A 20,970-nucleotide genomic window follows, 5' to 3' on the forward strand; every position below is an offset into this window, starting at 1 on the left:
AGCCATGATCAATGCCCAATCTTCGCGTTTTCTTCAATAAAGCTTGCAAGGTACCTTGCACAGTCCTGCTCTGAAGCATGCTCCGTCCTGAGAATGCAATCAGGTGACTGCGGCACTTCATACCCAGAGGAAACTCCTGTATAGTTTCGTATCTTGCCTTGCCGCGCTTTTTCATAAAAGCCTTTGACATCACGGCGTTCACACTCTTCCACCGAGCAATCGACATGTACCTCGCGAAAAAAATCTTCCCCGATAATGCGCCGCGCTTCCTGGCGAAACGCCGCACTGGGAGAAATAAAAGCGCATAAGCAGATAATACCGCTCCTGACGAATATCTTCGCCAGTTCGGCAACTCTGCGGTTGTTTTCACGCCGTTCTTCCATGGAAAAACCAAGGTCGCCACAAAGCCCAGCGCGGATTACATCACCATCCAGAACGGTAATACGGTAATTTTTTTGGAAAAGCAGCACTTCAGCCGCATGGGCGAGCGTGGATTTTCCGGCGCCTGAAAGACCCGTAAGCCAAAACGCCATCCCCCTGTGGTTTTGCCTTGCCTCGCGCATTTCCTGACTGACAAGGCTACGCGGAGCGATGAGATGTATAACATTATTCTTCATTGTTGCGGCTCTTCCCGTTTGGGAAGTGCTCCTTTCAGTTTCTTCGCATGGGTGTGGACAAAACGGATGAGGTCGCAGATGACAGTAATGTCCCCATCCGTCACGCGCTGGCCCGATGGCACCTGCATCACCTTTTCGCACAGCGCATCCGTCACGGGCAAGGTATTCATATACTGCGGGAATTGCGTTTTGTAGGGAACACAACGGTGCATGCCGGGCACAAAATAACGCCGGACCAGCACGTTTTCCGCCTCAAGAATACGCACCAGGGCATCGCGACTGAGGCCGAATTCTTTTTCCTCAATTTCCAGCACCACATACTGATAATTATGTCGTTCCCCAGGCGTGGGCAGCAAAAAACGAATTCCGGGCACGGCTCGCAGACCTTCAACATAGAGGTGCATGCGTTTTTCATTGGCAGCGCAATTTTTCGGGAAGTCTTCAAGGCTCAGAAGACCGAAGGCAGCTTGGGCTTCCGAGAACCTGCCATACCCGGCGATAGGAATCGGCACCGTCATTCTCCGTCCGTAACTGCTACGCAGATTTCGCAGGCGTTCGGCAAGGTCATCATCATTGGTGGTGATGCAGCCGCCTTCAGTGGAGGTTAAAATTTTCGTGCCGTGGAAAGAAAAAACTTCGCAACTCCCAAAGCCTCCTATGGAAAATCCTCTGTGGGTACACCCTATTGCGTGCGCGGCATCAAAAAAAATAGAGATATCACGTTCTTTTGCCAATTTTGTCAATCCATCAGCATCACAGGCGTTTCCCCACAGATGTACCCCCAAAATGGCACAAACACCAGGCGTATCAAGCAGAGGAGCGACGGTATCTGGGGTAATGAGATGACTATGGTGGGTAATATCGCAAAATACAGGTTCCAGCCCCGCCCAGCTTAAAGCTTGAACAGTAGCCGCGAAGGTAAAACTCGGCACGATGACCTTGCCTCCCACGGGGAGGTTCAACCCTTTGCAGGCAAGACTCAAGGCGATGGTGGCATTGGTCATAACCAATGCGTATCGCGTACCCAGCAAACGACAGAGTTTTTCTTCAAACTCCTGCGTCAATACGCCATGGTTAGTGTAATAACGGCGTTCAAACAAATCATGAAAGGAATCGCAAAAATATTCCCAGGACGGCAGGTTGATCTGTCCCACAGGGATCTGGTTTTCAAAGATAGGAGAATTTCCCCATATAGCCAATTCAGAGAGGTTTTTTTTCATACATATGTCCCTTTTCCCGTAGCATGACTTTGAGCATCTGCCGATGTTTATAAATGAAATGCAGAGTATCAGAGATGATATCCACATCTTGCTCGGAAACGTGCGTACCGGAGGGGAGGACGCAAGTAGAGGCGGTAATCGCTTCGGTTACAGGGAGAACTGTCGTGACAAAGCCTTGTTCCGCGATATGCAGGGGGGGGGTATAATAAGGACGAGCCAATATATTTTCAGCCTCAAGCAGTTGCAAAAGTTCATCGCGAGTTAGTTCCCATTCTTCTTCAAATTTCACCACCACGTTTTTCCAGGTACGTGTTTCATTGGTCGCGTATTTGAAGAGATGCAAGGGCAAGCCTTCCAGGCCGCTCTTGTATCGCTTAAAAATAATTTTATTATGCCGGAGTTGTTCTTCAATCTCATCAAGGCAAGCCAGACTCATCGCGGCATGAAGTTCGTTAAGCTTGGCATTGCAGCCAAGCTCTGTGATCACATCTCTTTTTTGGAAACCAAAGGCTTCCATTCTTTTAAGTTTATCCCGTAGTTCAAGGTCATTGGTGGTAATATAACCGCCCTCAAAACCGTTGATAAATTTGCTGGCGTGCATGGAAAATACTTCCGCTCTACCGAAACCACCAATTTTTCTTCCAGCAATTGTTCCATAAGCGGCTTCAACGGAATCAAAAAGCAAGGGGATGCCGCTTTCAGCGGAAAGCATCTCAAGATCTTCAGCCGCACTCATATTGACGATGGGGTGAACTCCGAGCAATAATGCGGTCTTCGTGGAAATAAGCGGCCTGAATAATTCGGCATTAACTCCCAAGGTTTGCGGGTCAATATCCGTAAAACATGGCTCCATCCCGGCCCAACGCACGATAGCCGCCATGCGCCGATATGTGGCTGACGGCATAATGACTTCCGTACAGCCTGGAAGGGCCAGGGCGTATATGCTCAGTAGCAATGCCATAAAGCCGCTGCAAAAGGTGGCGCAGCTTGCCGTGCCGTGCAGTTCAGCCAAGCGTTTTTCCAACTCGCGGACAAGGGGGCCGTTGTTTGTAAGCTGCTGCGTGGTAAACAGGGAGCGGGCATAAGATAAAAAACGTTCTTCAGATGGTCTGTACAAGCCCGATGTGGGTTTTGGGATATCAAACAAGTTGCTTCCGCCGAAAAGCGCAAGGTCGTCAATATATCGCTTTTTCATATCTACCTGTGGGTACTAACATGGAGTTAAAGCGGTAATGAGCTTGATAAAATGCAGGCGGCATTTCCGAAATAAAGACCTTCCAGCCGCAGGATTCAGCGAGTTTTGTGAACCCGCTGCGAGTATACCAGCGCCCTATAGCGCTTGTATGGTCGCTTGTGGGCAAAGCTTCCCGGCCATTGAAAAAGACATTGGCGTTGTCTTCGTCAGGAATAGAACCGATAAACAGGCGTTTTAAGTTAGTAAAGCGCCTACGGAGCAGAGAAAGCACCTCAAAGGCATACGCTTCAGAAAAATAGGCAAAAGATCCAAAACATAATAGTTTAGTAAATCTTTCCGGACTGGACTCTTCCCGACAATATTCCTGCGCTTCTTGCAACAAAAACGTATGCGAAGGAGGCCGTTCAAAATTTTCCCGGGCTATTTCAATGAGCGATGGAGAAAAATCCGCACCAAGATATTCGCGGACCTCATCAAAAAATTCAAAACCAAGTCTTCCGTTGCCACAGCAAAGATCCAGCAGAATATCATCCTGTTGAAAATTCAACGCTTGCCTGATCATGAGAAAAATCAGATCAAGCTGCTCCTGCGAGAGCGGTTTGCCATTGACCGTTCGGCGCACTTGATCCCAAAAATCGTCTGAAGCACATGTTTTTGGTCGCTCAATATAATCGTAATGCGCTTGATTTATTTTAGCCATACAAGTTGTCCTTTCTACGCTACATCACGGCCGGCTCATATTTTTCCACAGAAAAACTCACAAAAAAAACAGTCGATTGAGTCAAAGACGGCACGGTCCAATCAGATCTCTTTTGCCGAAAAGATTCACCGGTAATCGGTAACGCCGCGGTCAACATAGACAAAGGAATCTTTAGGGAGTTTCAAGATATCGGCCCAATTAGTCTCGTGGTCATGCCTCTGAAGACTGGCTTCCTTTGCTGGAAAGTGACCGATCAACATGGCGAGGAATTGGCTCCAGTGGTTGTCCTGGATCCGTGATATCAATGCAGTGAAACTGTTATCATCATATTGATTTTATAGTGTTTTTCAACCAACATAAAAACTCACCTGCTGGGTGAGTTTTTATGCACCGAAAAAAAGCGAGTAAAATCAATATTGTTATTGCACTTTCATTTCACCATCTTCACGGATTCAGGGTTGTATGAACGAAATTTCCGTTCAGAATGATAACTTGCAGCAAAGGTATCACATCATATTTCGAGACAGGTGCAATCAATTGCTTGAGGAGGGTGCCGTAAGGTTATGGTTCGAATCTCTTTGATTTGCATGATTTTCCACAAAATATTGTGCACCAATGAGTTCCTCCGAGCTTCTTCTTTCTTCAATTTTTACGAGATAACAGTGACGCTGTATAATATTAGCTTTGCAAACAGCATGACCCTAAAGGAACCTTTGAATAATTCAATCTGAAAAAACAAACAAACCGTTGATTCAACATGTTAAATGTACAAAACCAACAAATTTGACTGATTATCAAAATTACCTTAATGGTACATTAAAAATTTTTTGCATCCAAGCTTGTATCCGCCATGGCCTCGTTATTTTAACGTCACCCTTGTCCTGTTTATGGTCATTATAAAATTTTGATACATAATATTTAGTTAATGCATCGCGTTGCTTTTTTAACGATGGCTCGAGTATAGAATTTCTAGAAATAGACATCGACAAAAAATTATTCGCAATATTATGTAAAATATCACCATAATTTTTATCTATGTCTTCATAAAATATACGGTCAGGAGTATGCCCATTGACAGAATAATATGTTTCCCATTGTTGATAGAGTTCATTTATTTCTTTAACTTTACTAGATATGGCATAAAAGTCATAGTCCGACTCATTGATATTTTTTCGCGACACTTTTTCCGAAGACCAAGACTCGGTGAGCTCTCCCTTAAACCATGAAACTGCCTGTAAAACAATATCCTTACGTTGAATAGATATAAAATGCAGATTGAATGATTTTAAATACTGTTCATACAACGAAAAATGATTATAATGCGCCTTAACGGCAAACAATCCGTTCGATTTTGTCCGATGCTGGATAAGTTTTTCAAGATACTCTTTATCGGACAGAGTACCCCACCTGGCTTCAAAATCAACCCGGTGAACCGGATTGAAGAATTCCGTTGACGCGGCTATGGCGTCTATACTCATCAAACCGCGCAATAAAAGAGTGCTGCCGACCCTCGGCGTACTGGCTAAAATAAGAACTTGCTTAGGTTCGCCGGCATAGAAAGGTTCATCAAACTCGGCTTTGTTGTATTGAGAGTAGTATGTATGCCCGGACATGAGACTTCCTCCAAAGAGTTAGCTACAATAAAAACTTATGTGCTTTGGCTGGTAATTCCATCTACCTGAATCCGTGAAGATGGTGAGGTAAAAGTGCAATAACGATATTGATTTTACTCACTTATTTCGATGCATAAAAATTCACCCAGCAGGTGAGTTTTTGCACTGGTTGAAAAACGCTATAAAATCAATACAATAGGAACAGTTTCACTGCATTGACATCACGGATCCAGGATCTATTTATTTCTCCACTACGTATAATACGCCCATATCCGGCAGACCCAGCCGCTGGAAGCACTCCTCCCCGAACCACTCTTTGCCGAGTTGCTGCAAGGAAAAGCCGGCCTTGCCGATTCGCTCGACAAAATCCTTTTTGGCATACATGCGGATATGATCATCCTGACCGAACCTGCGCCAGCGCTCCTCAATCGTGGCTTGCGGGTTCTCGTCGCTCTTTTCCAGAACGAGGCTGAGGGGCACAAGCAACAGCCCAAAGCCGCTCGGCTTGAGAATGCGGTATAATTCCCGCAAAGCGGCGAGGTCATCCGGGATATGCTCCAACATGTGCAAGCTGATCCAGACATCCACGCTTTCAGCCTCTATTTCAGGCATGTGCGCCAGGTCAAGCGTATGGTCCACATCCGGGCGCAACAAGTCCGCTGTTTCATGCTGAAAAGAAAAGTTCCGACGTAAAAAATCGCTAAAGGCCGGGTTGGGAGCGAACTCAAGAAAGCGGAATTCAGAATCGGTAAACCCCACCCCCAGACGCCGGAGTAAATATTCAGCGCTCATGCGTTCCCGATCCATACCGCCACAAACCGGGCAGGAAAGTCGACTTCTGTTATAAAATTCCATTTGCAGGGCTTGAGCGTCAAAGCCGTATCGGGTGAGCTTGTCTTCCAGCTCTTGCCACAGGGGAAGATAGCCGGAATGGGTCTGACCGCAGAGAGAACACGTAAAGTACCGCTGCTCTTTGCCCGCGTAGTGCTCCACAACTGTATTCGGCATATTCGCTGCAGTCCATATTTTTTGAGGATGGCGCGGGGTCACATGAAAAATGAAGGCATGTGCCGCCATGTCGTTGAAACGGCGCTCTCCATTCGCAACAGGAGTAGTCGCCGTCGCATGGATGCTGTACGTGCCTTCCAAAATTGGCACCCGGGTTGTAAAATCAACGACAAAACGGTCTCCCGCCTTGCCGTGCAGAGGAGGATGCCCCTCCAACCCCGTGCCGCTTCCGATGATCCCTTCGTTAAGCCTGTTACGAATCTGATATCCTATATGCGTAGAGCACGCAGCATGAAAGGTGAAATGCAACCGCACGGTGAGCCTTTGGTTGAACTCCGCCTGCGTTATGATCTCGCCTTTTCCGTCCAACACCTCGACGCATGTAAAATGGACATCGCCCGTTCCCGTCCGTATCACCCGGTGTTCAAAATCCGGGTCAATTTTGTAGTCTACGGATGTATCCGATGTCGGAGCGGAGATTTCGTCCACCGCATCCGCTGGCACAGCGCCGGAAAGTTGTACGTTGCATTGGTTGCGTTGATCCCGCAGGTACATCTCGCTTATCTCAGCGGCGGCCCCCATGGCAAGTATGCTTCCTTGGGCAAGATAGACACCGCGCTGACAGAGGCGTTTTATGGATCCCATGTCATGGGTGACAAAAAGCACCGTGGTGCCGTTTTGCATCAACGACTGCATTTTCGACATGCATTTAAACTGAAAGGCAATATCCCCGACAGCCAGAGCTTCGTCAACGATGAGGATGTCCGGATTGCCCTGGATGGCGGCGGCAAAGGCCAGGCGGACGAACATGCCGCTTGAATAGAGCTTGACCGGTTGGTCGATGAAGTCGCCGATGTCGGCGAATTCAAACGCATTGGGCAGATAGGCGTCGATTTCCTCTTTGAGCATTCCCTGCAGGGTACCCTGGAAATACACATTCTCCCGGCCCGTGCGCTCGGGGTGGAATCCCGCGCCGAGTTCCAGAAGGGCCGATACGCGCCCCAGAACCTCCACTCGCCCCGCAGTCGGAGCCAATACCCCGGTGAGCACCTTGAGCAGGGTGGATTTGCCTGAACCGTTGACCCCGATGATGCCGACGCATTCGCCTTTTTCAACGGTAAAAGAGAGATCCCGCAGGGCGTAAAAATCCGTGTGACGTTTTCGTCGGAAGGGATCCAGGGCTTCAATGAGCCTGTCGCGCTTCCTTGCGTACAGTGGGTATACTTTTGAAAGATGTTCAACAGTGATGATCGGCTGCATAACCGCATAACCCGGCTGATCAGATGACGTCCGCGAAATGCGGTCGCAGTCTTTTGAAGGTAATGGCTCCGGCGCATACCACGACCGAAAGCCAGGCGAAAAAAAACAGATGATCTAGCAGGGGGCGTTGCCAGAACCAGAGCGGTTCCACAAAGGTGTTTCGGTAGCCCTGTATGATGTAATACGCCGGGTTGGCGGTAAAGAACCAGTGATATTTCGGCGGCAGCATCGCAGGATTCCAGACGATGGGCGTTGCCCAGAAACCAAGGTTCATGCCGATACCCAAAACGCTTGCAGCGTCCGGAATGAACACCGTGAGAGCGGAGGTAGCCCAGGTAAGCCCTAGCAGGAACAGAAACATCAAAGGAAAATAGTAGAACCACTGCAGCCAGTACAGAGAAGGGAACATGTCGAAGTACAGAAGGATACCCAGCAGAAGGCACATCAAGGAAAGGTGTATGACGGCAAGGGCGCACAGCCGGATACCGGGCAAATAGCTCATGCGAAAGGTCGCCTTGCGCACCAGAAAACTGTAGGAAACGACCGAAGACGCCCCTGACTGCGCTCCATCGGCAAAATAGTACCAGGGCACCAAACCGCAAGCCAGCCACGCGACAAAGGGGAGACCGCTTTCATTGACCGTGGCAACTCTCAACCCAAATTGGAAGACCAGGGAGATGACGGTCAGAGAGACCACCGGCCCGATAATAGCCCAGGCAAAACCAAGGTAGGACGACAAGTGATTCTGCGTAAAATCTCCCTTGACCAGAGTCAGGAGGTTTCGCTTCTGCCTCCATAATTGCATAAATCCAACTAACACCGTGGACACCTCTTCATGTCAACATGTAGCATATAGACTTTGATGAACCTCATCAGCATGCCTTTTCAAATGCCATCGTTTTTCCCAAACTTGTTGCATGCACATGTTTTTGTTCCAAGGTTTTTCCTATATAAAACCCGCGGTAGGTCCACAAGGCACTGAGCATGGCCTGTCATCAGTCGTTTTTTTTGACAAGCTGTTCGATTTCACCGACCCTGGCGTTGACCAGGGCGGCGTTGCCTCTAGCCTCGACATTGAGCCGCAGCAAGGGCTCGGTGTTGGAGGAGCGCAGGTTGAACCGCCAGTCGGCGAATTCGAGGCCGATTCCATCGGTGCGGTCCACCACCAGCGGGTTCCGGCCGGCAAAATGCGCCTCCACCCGTTGCATCGCCGTTTGGGCATCGTCCACCCGATAGTTGATCTCGCCGCTGCAGGGAAAGGCGGCCTCACGGTCGCCGACCAGGCTGGAGAGCGGCTTACCGGTGGTGCTCATCAGTTCGGCCACCAGCAGCCAGGGGATCATGCCGCTGTCGCAGTAGGCAAATTCGCGGAAATAATGATGAGCGCTCATCTCGCCGCCATAAATGGCGTTTTCGGCGCGCATCCGTTCCTTGATGAAGGCGTGTCCGGTCTTGCTTTGAACCGGAATGCCGCCAGCACGGCGCACGATGTCGATGGTGTTCCAGATCAGGCGCGGGTCGTGGATGATTTCCTCGCCGGGATGGCGGGCGAGAAAGGCTGCGGCCAGCAGGCCGACGATGTAATAGCCCTCAATGAATTTGCCGGTTTCGTCAAAAAGAAAGCAGCGGTCGAAATCGCCGTCCCAGGCAAGGCCCATGTCCGCCCTGTGCTCCCGTACGGCCTCGGCGGTGGCGGCCCTGTTTTCGGAAAGCAGTGGGTTGGGGATACCGTTGGGAAAGGTGGAGTCCGGCTCGTGGTGCACCTTGATGAATTCGAGTGGAACATCCAACTCCCGAAACCGCGCCTCCAGGGCATCGACCACATGGCCGGCCACGCCGTTTCCGGCATTGGCCACCAGTCGTAAAGGACGAAGCCGGGTCGGTTCGATGTAGCCCAGCAAATGGTCGACGTACGGGGCGAGTATCGAGCAATGCCGCAAGGTGCCGCGCTTTGCTGCCTTGGTAAAAATGTTGCCGCTTGCCAGCCGCTCGATCTCCCGGAGGCCGGTGTCGCCGCTGATCGGCCGCGCCCCGCTACGGACCAGCTTCATCCCGTTGTAATTCATGGGATTGTGGCTGGCGGTCACCTCGATGCCGCCATCGACATCCAGATGAAAAGCAGCGAAATAGACCTCCTCGGTCCCAGTCTGGCCGATGTCGATCACATCCACGCCGGCATCCATCAACCCTTCGGCCACGGCTCGCTTGAGCGCCGGGCTGGAGAGGCGAGCATCGCAACCGACGGCCACGCTTCGGGGCCGGAGATATTCGCCGTACGCCCTGCCAATGCGGCGGGCGATGTCCTTGTCCAGATCCACGCCCAGTTGGCCACGAATGTCATAGGCCTTACAGCAGGTGAGCATTATTGGCACCGTCCGTACTGATCAAGGAAACGGACGATATCGTCTTCTCCCAGATATTCGCCGCTCTGCACCTCGATCATGACCAGGGTGAGTATGCCCGGATTTTCCAACCGATGGGAGCAGCCGGCGGGGATGTAGGTGGATTCGTTGGCGCCTACCAGCATTTCCTGGTCGCCGCTGACCACCTTGGCCATGCCACTGACCACGATCCAGTGTTCGCTGCGATGATGGTGCATCTGCAGGCTGAGGCTGGCCCCCGGCTTGACCTCGATCCGCTTGATCTTGAACCGAGGCCCTTCCTCCAGCACGGTATAGGCCCCCCATGGTCGGAAAACCGTGCGGTGCAGCCTGTAGGCATCATGATCCTGCTGCTTGAGGTGGGCCACCACCTTTTTCACGTCCTGCACCTTGTCCGGGTGGACGATGAGCAGGGCGTCGGCCGTATCGATGACAATCAGGTTCTCGACCCCGACCGTGGCCACCAGTCGGTCTTCGCTCTGGACATAGACGTTGCGGCTGTCGCAGAAAAATGCCTCGCCCGTGTGCCGGTTGTGGTCGACATCGCCGTCGATAAGCCGGCTAACCGCGCTCCAGGAGCCGATATCGCTCCATCCCATATCCGCCGGCACCACGGCGATGTCGGCCGAGCGTTCCATCAGGGCATAATCTATCGAAATATCGGGAAAGCGCTCGAAGTCGTCCGGTGGAATTTCCTGCATGGCCGCATCCGGCTGAGCAGAGGCGTTCATGGTGTGCCAACAGGCCTGCGCCGCCTCGAAAACCTCCGGGGCGTGTCTGGCCATCTGGTCCAGCACCGTGCCGGCGGCAAAACAGAACATGCCAGCGTTCCAGTAATAATTCCCCGCCGCCAGGTATTGTTTGGCGGTGTCGATATCCGGTTTTTCCACGAACCGGTTAACCCTCTTCCCTACCGCCAGATCCTTGCCCGCCTCGATATAGCCAAAGCCGGTTTCGGGTGCGTGCGGGACAATGCCGAAGGTCACCATGAGCCCCTGGCGAGCCAGTTTCTTTGCCTCCGCGACCGCGCAGGCAAAGGCGGCTTGGTCCCGCACCAGATGGTCGGCCGGCAGGACCAGCAGACAGGTTTCGGGCCCGAATGTTTCCCTGACTTGTAAGGCGGCCATGGCAACTGCCGCGGCGGTGTTGCGGCCAAAAGGTTCGAGCAAAAAGCGAGTCTGGATCTGTTCGCCGATGCCGGCCTTGACCAGTTCGTCTTTGCTGGTGAAATAATAATCCCGATTGGTGACGGTGAGTATCTGTCCGCCTTCGGCGACCAGGGCGGCCCGCAGATACGTTTTCAGCAGCAGGCTCTGACCGTCGGCCATTTTTATGAAGGGTTTGGGATGTCCTGCACGGGAAACCGGCCACAGACGAGTCCCCGCGCCGCCTGAGAGAATGACAGGGACGAGCATGAGCAATCCTCGGCAATAACTAGCGATAATTTTTATAATTTCCTTTTAATGAACCGACAGTGCTGCCCACCTTATCGAAATATCTCGGCTCGCGCAAGGGTGTCTCCGGCCGCGTCTTTTGCCGCCAGCCTCGGTTTGCCGTTGATGGGCCAGGCGATCGCCAGTTGCGGATCGGACCAGAGGAGAATCCGCTCACTCTCCGGAGCGTAATACTCCGTGGTTTTATAAAAAAATTCGGCAATCTCGCTGATCGCCAGGAAACCGTGGGCAAAACCCGGTGGAATCCAGAGCTGCCGTTTGTTCTCGGCACTGAGATATTCTCCCACCCATTGACCGAAGGTCGGTGAGCTTTGGCGGATATCGACGGCCACGTCGAACACCTCCCCGGTCACGCAACGTACCAGTTTGCCTTGGGCGGCAGGCGGCAGTTGGTAATGGAGCCCCCGAAGCACACCTTTGACCGAACGGGAATGGTTGTCCTGGACGAACCGGACATCAAGCCCGGTTGCTTGCAAAAAACGGTGCTCATTGAAGCTTTCGTAAAAAAAACCACGCTCATCGGCGAAAATTTTCGGCTCGATGATCAGCACCTCGGGAATTGCCGTGGCCAGCACCCGCATCAAAACACCTTTTCCTTCAAGATTGCCGACAGGTAGCGGCCATAACCGTTTTTCGCCAGCTCCCGGGCCAGGGATTTGAGTTGTCCGGCATCGATCCATCCCTGGCGGTAGGCGATTTCTTCCGGGCACGCCACCTTCAGCCCTTGCCTTTTTTCAATAGTTTGAATGAATTGGCCGGCCTCCAGCATGGATTCGTGGGTGCCGGTATCGAGCCAGGCATAGCCGCGGCCCATGATTTCGACATGCAAACGGTCGCGCTCAAGATACACGCGGTTGACATCGGTGATCTCCAGTTCTCCCCGCGCCGACGGTTCGATGGTTTTGGCAATGTCGATCACCTCTTGGTCATAAAAATACAACCCGGTGACCGCATAACTGCTCTTCGGTTCCTTGGGCTTTTCTTCGATGCTGGTTGCTTGCCCCTGTTCGTCGAAGGCCACCACGCCGTAGCGCTCCGGATCGTTCACCCGGTAGGCGAAAATGCTCGCTCCGGTCGTTTGCCCGTCGGCGTTGGCCAACAGTTTGTGCAAATCGTGACCATAAAAGATATTGTCGCCCAGGACCAGGGCAACCGCATCCTTGCCGATAAACTGCTCGCCGATGAGGAAGGCTTGCGCCAGTCCATCCGGGCGAGGTTGGACCGCATAATTCAGGTTGATCCCCCACCTACTGCCATCGCCGAGCAGCTGCTCGAAGCGCGGGGTGTCCTGCGGGGTGGAGATGATCAGGATATCCCGGATATTGGCCAGCATGAGCGTGGACAGGGGATAATAGATCATCGGTTTGTCGAAAATCGGCAGCAGTTGCTTGGACACCGCCAGGGTTGCCGGATACAGCCGGGTGCCGGAACCGCCGGCCAGGATGATTCCCTTGCGCATGGTCACGTCCGGTGGAGTTGTTGCAGTACATGCCCAAGCCCTTCCTGCCAGGGCGGCAGCCGCAGGCCGAAGGTGTGCCGGAGCAGATCGGTCGCCAGCCGGGAATTGGCCGGCCTGGCTGCCGGCAGGGGATACTCGGCCGTGGCGATCGGCAGAATGTTCTCCGGCCGCAGTTTCAAGTCGCGGCCATCGCGCCAGGCGGTGGCGACCACGGTCTTCGCATAGTCGCACCAAGTCGTTTCGCCGGTGGCAGCTAGATTGTACAGACCATAGGGAAATTGTTCCCGGTCCGGCCATCGCCGATACTGCCCGAGAATCTGCGCGGTCACATCCGCCAACAAGGCGGCTGAAGTGGGTGCGCCGGACTGGTCGGCAACCACCTTGATTTCCTCGCGCTCCCCGGCCAGCCGTAGGATGGTCTTAGCAAAATTGTTCCCATATGCGCCAAACACCCAACTCGTTCTGAATACCAGATGTTTTTTCACCTGCCGGCGCAAGGCCTGTGTCCCCGTTGCCTTGCTTTTCCCATAAATACCCAGGGGATGGGGAATATCGGCCTCGCTATGGGCCCCGGATTTGCTACCGTCGAACACATAATCCGTGCAATAGTGCACCACCAGGGCGTCGAGCCGAGCGGCCTCCTCGCCGATGACTTCAGGTGCCCGGCTGTTGACGGCAAAGGCCGCCTCCGGCTCCGATTCGGCGCGATCGACCGCGGTATAGGCCGCCGGGTTGACGATGATCTCCGGCCGCCATTCCCGGATCAGCCGGCGGATGGCCTGTTCATCGGCCAGGTCACACTCGGCATGGCCGACGGCCCGCACAGTGCCGAGCGGCGCCAGTGCCCGCTGCAACTCGAAGCCGACCTGCCCGTTTTTGCCTGTCAGGAGAATCCGCACAATCAGGCCCCATACTGTTGGGCCAGCCAATGGCGATAGGCGCCGCTGGTCACGTTCTGCATCCATTGTTGGTGCTCAAGATACCAGCCTACGGTTCGGCGCAGGCCGGTTACAAAGGTCTCCACCGGCCGCCAGCCCAGTTCCCGTTCGATTTTGCCGGCATCGATGGCATAGCGCCGGTCGTGGCCGGGCCGGTCCTGGACAAAGACGATCTGTTCCGCATAGGGACGGCCGTCGCCCCTGGGGCGGAGTTCGTCCAGGATGGCGCAGAGCGTGGTCACCACCTCGCGGTTGGTTTTCTCGCTCCAGCCGCCGATATTGTAGACTTCTCCGGGCGAGCCGGCTGCCAGCACCCGTCGGATGGCGTCGCAATGATCCCCGACATAGAGCCAGTCGCGGATCTGCAAACCATCGCCGTAAAGCGGCAGGGGCTGGCCGACCAGGGCATGATGCATGCACAGCGGGATCAGCTTTTCCGGGAACTGGTACGGCCCGTAGTTGTTGGAACAATTGGTGGTCAAAACCGGCAGACCGTAGGTGTGACGATAGGCCCGCACCAGGTGGTCGCTCGCCGCCTTGCTGGCGGAATACGGGCTATTGGGTTCATACCGGTTGGTCTCGGCGAAGGCCGGAGCCTCGGGGGTCAATGATCCGTAAACTTCGTCGGTCGACACATGCAGGAAGCGGAAGCCTTCCCGGTCTCCGGCTGTCAAGCCGTTCCAATGGGCCCTTGCCGCCTCGAGCAGGCGGAAGGTGCCCACGATGTTGGTCTGAATGAAATCGTCCGGCCCGTGGATGCTGCGGTCGACATGGGATTCCGCGGCAAAATGCACCACCGCCCGCGGCCGGTGCCGGGCCAGCAGGTCGACAACCAAATCGGAATCGCCAATGTCGCCCTTGACAAAAATATGCCGGTCGTCGCCCGCAAGTGAGGCGAGATTCTCCGGATTGCCCGCATAGGTCAGGGCATCGAGGTTGATGACAGGCTCATCGGACCGCTCAAGCCAGTCGAGGACAAAATTGCTGCCGATGAAGCCGGCGCCGCCGGTAACGAGTATGGCCATGATTCAGACAAATCTTCGGTGATGGAATTTTTTCATCAAAAAACGAATCAAGGCATCGGCACATTGCCGGATGCCGCCGCGATCGCTCTCCAGAATCGGCTGCGGGCTTACCGGTCAGACCGTAAAATCGGGTTGATATTCCGGAACAATGCGCCGCAGGGTTTCCTTGATACCCCGGCTATCCAGGGCGTGGGCCTGTTCCGCCAGATGATCGAGCTGACCGCTGAGCATCGATGAAGAGGGCATTGTTTCTCCTCGGAGCACCATGATCTTCTCGTGATGGGTATCGACGATCCCCTCGCCCTCGGTGATCAATTCTTCATAGAGTTTCTCGCCCGCGCGCAGCCCGACGAAACGGATCTCGATCTCGCTGTCCGGCTCCCTGCCGGTCAGGCGGATCAGTTCCCGGGCCATGTCGGCGATCTTGACCGGCTCTCCCATCCTGAGGATGAAAATTTCGCCGCCTTCCCCCATGGAGCCGGACTGAAGAATGAGCTGGGCAGCCTCCTCGGCCGACATGAAATAACGGGTCACCTCCGGATGGGTGACCGTCACCGGCCCGCCCTTTTCGATCTGCCGCTTGAACAGCGGCACCACCGAGCCGGAGGAGCCCAGCACATTGCCGAACCGAACGCCCATGAACCGGGTGGCATGCCGGGAAGGCACAAGGGGTGCCATATCCGCCGGCACCTCATCCTGCATCCTCTGCCAGGCCGGGCTGAAGGCGCCGTCCCAGCACGAGCTGTTGTAGGCCAGCATCAGCAGCTCGGTCACCCGTTTCGAGGCCCCCATGACATTGGTCGGCCGGACCGCCTTGTCGGTGGAGACCAGGACAAATCGCTCCGCTCCGTGCACGATGGCGGCCTCCATCAGGAGCTGGGTGCCGAAGATATTGTTGTAGACCGCCTGCCAGGGGTTGCGTTCCACCAAGGGCACATGTTTATAGGCGGCGGTGTGAAAGACCACCGCGGGTCGGTGCTGCCGAAACACCGCATTCAGCAGGCGCAGATCCTGGACTTTGCCTAAAATGGCGACGCTCCGGACTTCCTCGTGTTCGTGGCGCAATTCCATCTGCACATTGTAGAGATTTTCCTCGCTGGCATCGAAGAGGACGATCAATGCCGGGGAAAAACGGAGAAGCTGCCGGCACAACTCGGAACCGATCGAGCCGCCCGCCCCAGTGATCAGCACCGTCTTGCCGGTCAGGTACCGGCCGATCCTGTCCTGCTCCAGCCTGACCTCCTCGCGGCCAAGCAGATCCTTGAAGGAGATGTCGCGGATGGTGCGGATCGATACCTGGCCGTTGATCAATTCCCCCATGGTGGGCAGGACCTTGAAAGGGAGTTGCGTCCGCTGGCACAACCCGACAATCCGCCTCATCTTCGCCTTGTCGATGATCACCGTGGCAATCAAGATTTCCTGGGCCCTGGCGCGGCGGGCATGTTCGCCGATGTCCTCGATCATGCCCAGCACCGGAACGTTGAACAGCTTCATGCCGGTCTTGCCCGGATCGTCGTCGACCAGGCCCACTGCCTTGTACGGCAGCCGGCTGTTCTCGCTCAATTCCCGCAGCAGCCGGGCGGCGGCGTCTCCGGCCCCGACCAGCAGCAACCGTTTCTGTTCCACGGGCTCGGCTGTTCGGAAACCTTCCGCACCGTTGGCCATCCGTTGGCAGACGAAGCGAATGAGCATCCTGTGGCAGGAGATGCAGCCGAAGGTGAAGATGCCGTCCAGGATGAAGACCGACCGCGAGAATCCGAGAAAATGGGCACCGAACAACAGCAGGAGGATGACCAGGGCGGAAGAAAAAACGGTGGCCAAAGCGATATGGACAATATCGTTTAAGCTGGTGTAGCGCCACATGCCCCGATAGAGGCCGAACAAGTAAAACGTGGGCAGCTTGACCGCCAGGATCAGAGGCAGCACCCCAGTGAATTGGCCGAAAACCGGGCCGTGCAGCATGGAATCGAAGCGAATCGCGTAGGCCAGATAGTGTGCCAGCACAACCAAGACGGCATCGCCGCAAAGGACCAGCCAGAATTTCGGATTCTTCGCCAAGGTCCGGAGCAACCGCCAATGCGAAGAAATTTTGCTCAACACGGCTGCTCCCCCGCCCCTTGATCAACAGGGCAATCGGTTCGAGTACTCTTCATCCTCAAAACATCTTCAAAAACAGAATCCGCCGGGTGGACGCAATCCATCCGGCGCATTTTCCCCAAGGATCAACTTTGCCCTGCTTATATCCCAATAAAGGGGATAAATTTCAACCCATAAAACAGGTAAAACCGACAATGTTCGCGCCAAGATAGCGGCATGATGCACACGGACCGGTCCTTCGGCCCGCAAAGCGCCTGTCGTAGCCTGGTTTTCGCCCCATTATCCGCCCGGGTCGGGATGATATACGGACAACGGCGTCCGTTTGTATCAAAAAATACGTATGCAATCAAGACGAACCTGCACCTGACCACTGCCAAAATCGAACGGTATCACCTGCGCCACTTGCCGCAATTCGTCTAAAACGGCGAGTTCGCCCGCAGATCGGCGTATTCCCTGTTCCGCTCCATGAAAGTGGCCACATAGGAACACTGCGGCACCACCTTTTTCCCCTGGCGGCGGGCATCCTCCAGCGCGAAACGGGTCAGGATCGCGGCCACGTTCCTGCCCCGCAGCTCCGGCGGCACGAAGGTATGGGTAAAAGCCAGGGCGCCATCGCCCTGTTCCACGTAGTCCAGCACCGCGGTTTTTCCTTCGATGTGCAGCTCGAAGCGCTTCATCAGCTCGTTTTTTTTCGGTTCGTTTTCCATGTTGTTGCCTCCTGTCGTTGCTTCCTTGTACCCAACCCGGTGTTGTTGCCCCGATCGAACGGCCCGACGCCGTTGCCGGGCAATCGTGATGAAACGGCATAATCGAGGGTTGCTCGGGTTTCTCTTCCGCCCAATCCATGATACAGTGGCGCCATCACCGGAAACGCCCGCAAGCCGCCCTTTCCGCCCAAACGGTGACCGACCCCATGCGACCTCCAAGACGCACCGCCAAAAAACGCTTTCGCCTCTTCGGGCGCCTCTCTCACCTCAAGGCGAGTCCCGATGCCGTCCGTTTTCACCATAATCAGGTCGCCCTCCTGCCGCACGGGGGGGATTTTTTCCCCGCCCTATTCCAGGCCATGGCCGAAGCCACCACCGCCATCTGCGCCGAATTCTACATCGTCAAGGCCGACGAAACCGGCCAGGCCTTTGCCCATGCCCTTCGGCAAGCGGCCGCGCGCGGGGTCGAGGTCTCTTTAATTTATGACGCCATCGGCTGTTTCGACACCCCTTCCTCGTATTTTCAACGGCTGCAGGCGGCTGGTGTGCGCTGTTTGCCGTTCAATAAACCCGCCTTTTCCCGGCTGCATTGGCTCGATCTCCGCGATCACCGCAAGATGGTCGTCATCGACGGTACCACCGCCTTTCTCGGCGGGCTCAACATCGGCGACGAATATGCCGGCTACGGCGACAGTTACGAGCATTGGCGCGACGTCGGCCTCCGCCTCGACGGGCCGGCGGCCGGAGAATTGCAGCGGCTGTTCCGCCAAACCTGGTCCCAGGAGGGCGGTGGCGGCGTTCCGGGGCAGAGCCTCACCCCGCCCTTGCCCCAAGGCGAGGCCGACGTGATCATCATCAACGGTTCTCCCCACCGCAACCGGCCCCTGATTCGCAATACCTTCCGCCTGGCCGTGGCCGGTGCCACCCGCTGCGCCCGGATCATCACCCCCTATTTCCTTCCCGGCCCGCGGGTGGTCCGCTCCCTGTTGCGGGCCGTCAAGCGCGGTGTCCAGGTACGGATGATCCTGCCTTCGATCAGCGACGTGCCCATCGTGCAAATGCTGAGCCGGGCCTATCTCAAGCCACTGATGGCCGCCGGGGTGGAGGTCTACGCCCGCCAGGGAACCATTCTCCACGCCAAGGTGATGCTCATTGACGACCAATGGGTGACGCTGGGCTCGGCCAACCTCGATTTTCGCAGTTTTCACCGTAATTTCGAGATCAACATCATCGTCGACAACCACGCCTTCGGCCTTGCAATGAAGGCCCTGTTCGACGAGGAGTTGGGGCTGTCCAAACGCCTGTCCCTGATCGACCACATGCACGCCACCCCGCTGGAACGATTCCTGGAATGGCTACTGACGCCCTTGAGCCGCTTCCTCTGACGCAAACGACCGCGCCCGGAAACCGCAGGCTTGCTCATCCCATGCAAGGCTTGCTTTTGGCTCCGTCCGGTGGTATCCATCAACCTTTTGCCTCCCCTGAGGCTGTACCCTTCGTTGAACCCGCTTGGTACCCGACAACTTATCGTCGCATAATTCCGACATCGCCCGCACGACGCACGCATCATGACAACCTACTGCATTGGCATCGACACCGGCGGCACCTACACCGACGCCGTTCTCTTGGACCTCGCTTCCGGCCGGGTGGTCGACTGGCGCAAGGAACGGACCACTCCCCACGACCTCAGCCTCGGCGTCGGCCGGGCTCTGCAGGGCCTGCTGCGGCAATCCGTCCAGGCGCGCGAGGTGGCCAGCCTGGCCGTCTCCACCACCTTGGCCACCAACGCGGTGGTCGAGGGGCAGGGCGCCAGGGTCGGCCTGTTCGTGTTCGGTCCGGTCCGCCACTTCAAGCTGCCGGTGGTGGCCAACATCTTCCTCAAGGGCGGCCACACCATCACCGGCGAGGAGGACGAACCCCTGGACCTCGAAGGACTGGTCGACACCCTGCCGATGCTGGCCAAAGAGGTGGACAGCTATGCGGTCTGCGGGGCCATGTCCATCAAAAATCCCGCCCACGAACTGGTGGCCCGCGAGGCCATCCGCCTGATCGATCCCAAGCCGGTCTTCTGTTCCCACCTGGTCTCCGGCCATCCGGGCATGCTCGAACGCTCGGCCACCGCCTGTCTCCATGCCAGGCTCATGCCCCTGATGGCCGACTTCCTCGCCTCGATCCAGCGTTCCATGCTGACGGCAGGACTCGATTGTCCGGTCACGATCATCTGCGGCAACGGCCGCGGCGAAGATCTGGACCGGATCGCCGACCAGGCGGCGATCACCATGGCCAGCGGCCCGGCGGCCACCGCCCGCTTCGGCGCGGCCGGCGGTTTCGACTCGGCCCTGGTGGTCGATGTCGGCGGCACCACCACCGATGTCTGCCTGATCAAGGACGGCGAGCCGTTGCTCAACCGCGAGGGTTGCGTCATCGGCGAATGGCGGACCCATGTCGAAGCGGTGGACATGTACACCGCCGGCGCCGGTGGAGACAGCCATGTCATTGTCCACCAAGACGGCCGCATCGCCCTGGGCGGCACCAGGGTCCAGCCCCTGGCCATGACCCCGGATCTGCCCGATCCGTGCCGCTGGCTGAGCCGGGAAACCGATACCCACCTGGTCCTGCCGGTCGACGGCCTGGCCCCGGAGTTGGTACGCGAAGACGAGGTGCTCGGCTACCTGGCGCAGCACGGACCGACTCCGCCCAGCATCCTTGCGGCGCAAACCGGAACGGGCGGCATCCTCCTGGAAAAGAAGCTGGAACGGTTGATGTTTCTCCAACGGGTCGTGCTGGCGGGCTTCACTCCCACCGACGCCCTGCACGGCCTGGGCCTGCTCGATATCGGCCAGGCAGCGGCGAGCAGAAGCGGAGCCGAGGTTCTGGCCGCCCAACTGGGAACGACCGCCGAGGCCTTCTGCCGCCAGGTCGTGGCCGAAACCGAGCAGGCCATCGAAACCATCCTTCTCACCTATCTGGCCCGGACAGTCTGGAAGGACAGCCCCAGCGCCGCCCTGCTCAACCGACGGGACAACGACCTGTTCTCCATGCATTTTGCCGTAAAATTGCCGCTTATCGGAATCGGCGCGGCGGCCCGGTGTTTTCTTCCCGGGGTGGCCAGACGGCTGGGGACCACGGTCGCCTTTCCCGAATACTGCGAAGTGGGCAACGCGGTGGGCGCCGCCCTGATCGCCATGCGCGGCTAAAGAACGACAGGGCTCGGCCGCGCCAACCTTTCTCCTTTACATCTGCCGCATCCTGGTTATCCTTGAGAAGGAATATCAGATATTCGGGGAGTAAATCGT

General features: G+C 55.7%; 17 protein-coding genes. 2 read left to right on the plus strand and 15 right to left on the minus strand.

All coding sequences use genetic code 11. The features are described from left to right. Positions 1-8: 8 nt before the first annotated feature. The 15 genes from cysC to RMR13_RS05495 form a co-directional block, all read right to left on the minus strand. A complete protein-coding gene (cysC, locus tag RMR13_RS05425; protein WP_310599622.1) occupies positions 9-617 on the minus strand; it encodes an adenylyl-sulfate kinase in 609 nt (202 codons plus the stop codon). Beyond that, positions 614-1,837, minus strand: a complete 1,224-nt coding sequence (locus RMR13_RS05430; protein ID WP_310599623.1) for an aminotransferase class I/II-fold pyridoxal phosphate-dependent enzyme — start codon at positions 1,835-1,837, stop codon at positions 614-616. The genes cysC and RMR13_RS05430 overlap by 4 nt, the downstream gene beginning before the upstream one ends. Further along, a complete protein-coding gene (locus RMR13_RS05435; protein ID WP_310599624.1) occupies positions 1,818-3,032 on the minus strand; it encodes an aminotransferase class I/II-fold pyridoxal phosphate-dependent enzyme in 1,215 nt (404 codons plus the stop codon). The genes RMR13_RS05430 and RMR13_RS05435 overlap by 20 nt, the downstream gene beginning before the upstream one ends. Further along, a complete protein-coding gene (locus RMR13_RS05440) occupies positions 3,013-3,732 on the minus strand; it encodes a class I SAM-dependent methyltransferase (protein ID WP_310599625.1) in 720 nt (239 codons plus the stop codon). Before RMR13_RS05440 ends, RMR13_RS05435 begins: the two co-directional genes overlap by 20 nt. Positions 3,733-4,532: 800 nt before the next feature. Then, entirely contained in the window at positions 4,533-5,345 is an 813-nt protein-coding gene (locus RMR13_RS05445) for a Stf0 family sulfotransferase (RefSeq protein WP_310599626.1), read from the minus strand. Between the two features lie 240 nt (positions 5,346-5,585). Continuing rightward, complete coding sequence (locus RMR13_RS05450; RefSeq protein WP_310599627.1) at positions 5,586-7,613, minus strand: ATP-binding cassette domain-containing protein; 2,028 nt, start codon at positions 7,611-7,613, stop codon at positions 5,586-5,588. Positions 7,614-7,632: 19 nt separating this feature from the next. Next, positions 7,633-8,418, minus strand: a complete 786-nt coding sequence (locus RMR13_RS05455; protein WP_310599659.1) for an ABC transporter permease — start codon at positions 8,416-8,418, stop codon at positions 7,633-7,635. A gap of 190 nt (positions 8,419-8,608) precedes the next feature. After that, positions 8,609-9,979, minus strand: coding sequence for a phosphomannomutase CpsG (locus tag RMR13_RS05460; RefSeq protein ID WP_409070267.1), 1,371 nt, complete (start codon positions 9,977-9,979; stop codon positions 8,609-8,611). Continuing rightward, a complete protein-coding gene (locus RMR13_RS05465; protein ID WP_310599629.1) occupies positions 9,976-11,409 on the minus strand; it encodes a mannose-1-phosphate guanylyltransferase/mannose-6-phosphate isomerase in 1,434 nt (477 codons plus the stop codon). The genes RMR13_RS05460 and RMR13_RS05465 overlap by 4 nt, the downstream gene beginning before the upstream one ends. 71 nt (positions 11,410-11,480) lie before the next feature. Further along, entirely contained in the window at positions 11,481-12,029 is a 549-nt protein-coding gene (rfbC, locus tag RMR13_RS05470) for a dTDP-4-dehydrorhamnose 3,5-epimerase (protein ID WP_310599630.1), read from the minus strand. Continuing rightward, on the minus strand, positions 12,029-12,907 hold the full coding sequence (gene rfbA, locus RMR13_RS05475; RefSeq protein WP_409070264.1) for a glucose-1-phosphate thymidylyltransferase RfbA: 879 nt from the start codon (positions 12,905-12,907) through the stop codon (positions 12,029-12,031). The genes rfbC and rfbA overlap by 1 nt, the downstream gene beginning before the upstream one ends. Before the next feature lie 2 nt (positions 12,908-12,909). Next, positions 12,910-13,806 carry a dTDP-4-dehydrorhamnose reductase gene (gene rfbD, locus RMR13_RS05480; RefSeq protein ID WP_310599632.1) on the minus strand — a complete coding sequence of 299 codons (897 nt, stop codon included), beginning with the start codon at positions 13,804-13,806 and terminating at the stop codon, positions 12,910-12,912. 2 nt (positions 13,807-13,808) lie between these two features. Further along, a complete protein-coding gene (rfbB, locus tag RMR13_RS05485) occupies positions 13,809-14,870 on the minus strand; it encodes a dTDP-glucose 4,6-dehydratase (RefSeq protein WP_409070265.1) in 1,062 nt (353 codons plus the stop codon). 114 nt (positions 14,871-14,984) lie between these two features. Then, positions 14,985-16,970, minus strand: coding sequence for a nucleoside-diphosphate sugar epimerase/dehydratase (locus tag RMR13_RS05490; protein ID WP_310599633.1), 1,986 nt, complete (start codon positions 16,968-16,970; stop codon positions 14,985-14,987). 413 nt (positions 16,971-17,383) lie between these two features. Beyond that, positions 17,384-17,674, minus strand: coding sequence for a GNAT family N-acetyltransferase (locus RMR13_RS05495; RefSeq protein WP_310599634.1), 291 nt, complete (start codon positions 17,672-17,674; stop codon positions 17,384-17,386). A gap of 206 nt (positions 17,675-17,880) precedes the next feature. On the opposite strand from RMR13_RS05495, the gene RMR13_RS05500 reads away from it, so the two are divergent. Then, positions 17,881-19,059 carry a phospholipase D-like domain-containing protein gene (locus RMR13_RS05500; protein WP_310599635.1) on the plus strand — a complete coding sequence of 393 codons (1,179 nt, stop codon included), beginning with the start codon at positions 17,881-17,883 and terminating at the stop codon, positions 19,057-19,059. Positions 19,060-19,242: 183 nt separating this feature from the next. Further along, the gene (locus tag RMR13_RS05505; protein WP_310599636.1) at positions 19,243-20,871 is read left to right on the plus strand and encodes a hydantoinase/oxoprolinase family protein; all 1,629 of its coding nucleotides are present in this window, start codon (positions 19,243-19,245) and stop codon (positions 20,869-20,871) included. Positions 20,872-20,970: the final 99 nt, after the last annotated feature.

The organism is Desulfobulbus sp. (assembly GCF_031547805.1).
In the GTDB taxonomy this organism is placed as follows: domain Bacteria; phylum Desulfobacterota; class Desulfobulbia; order Desulfobulbales; family Desulfobulbaceae; genus Desulfobulbus.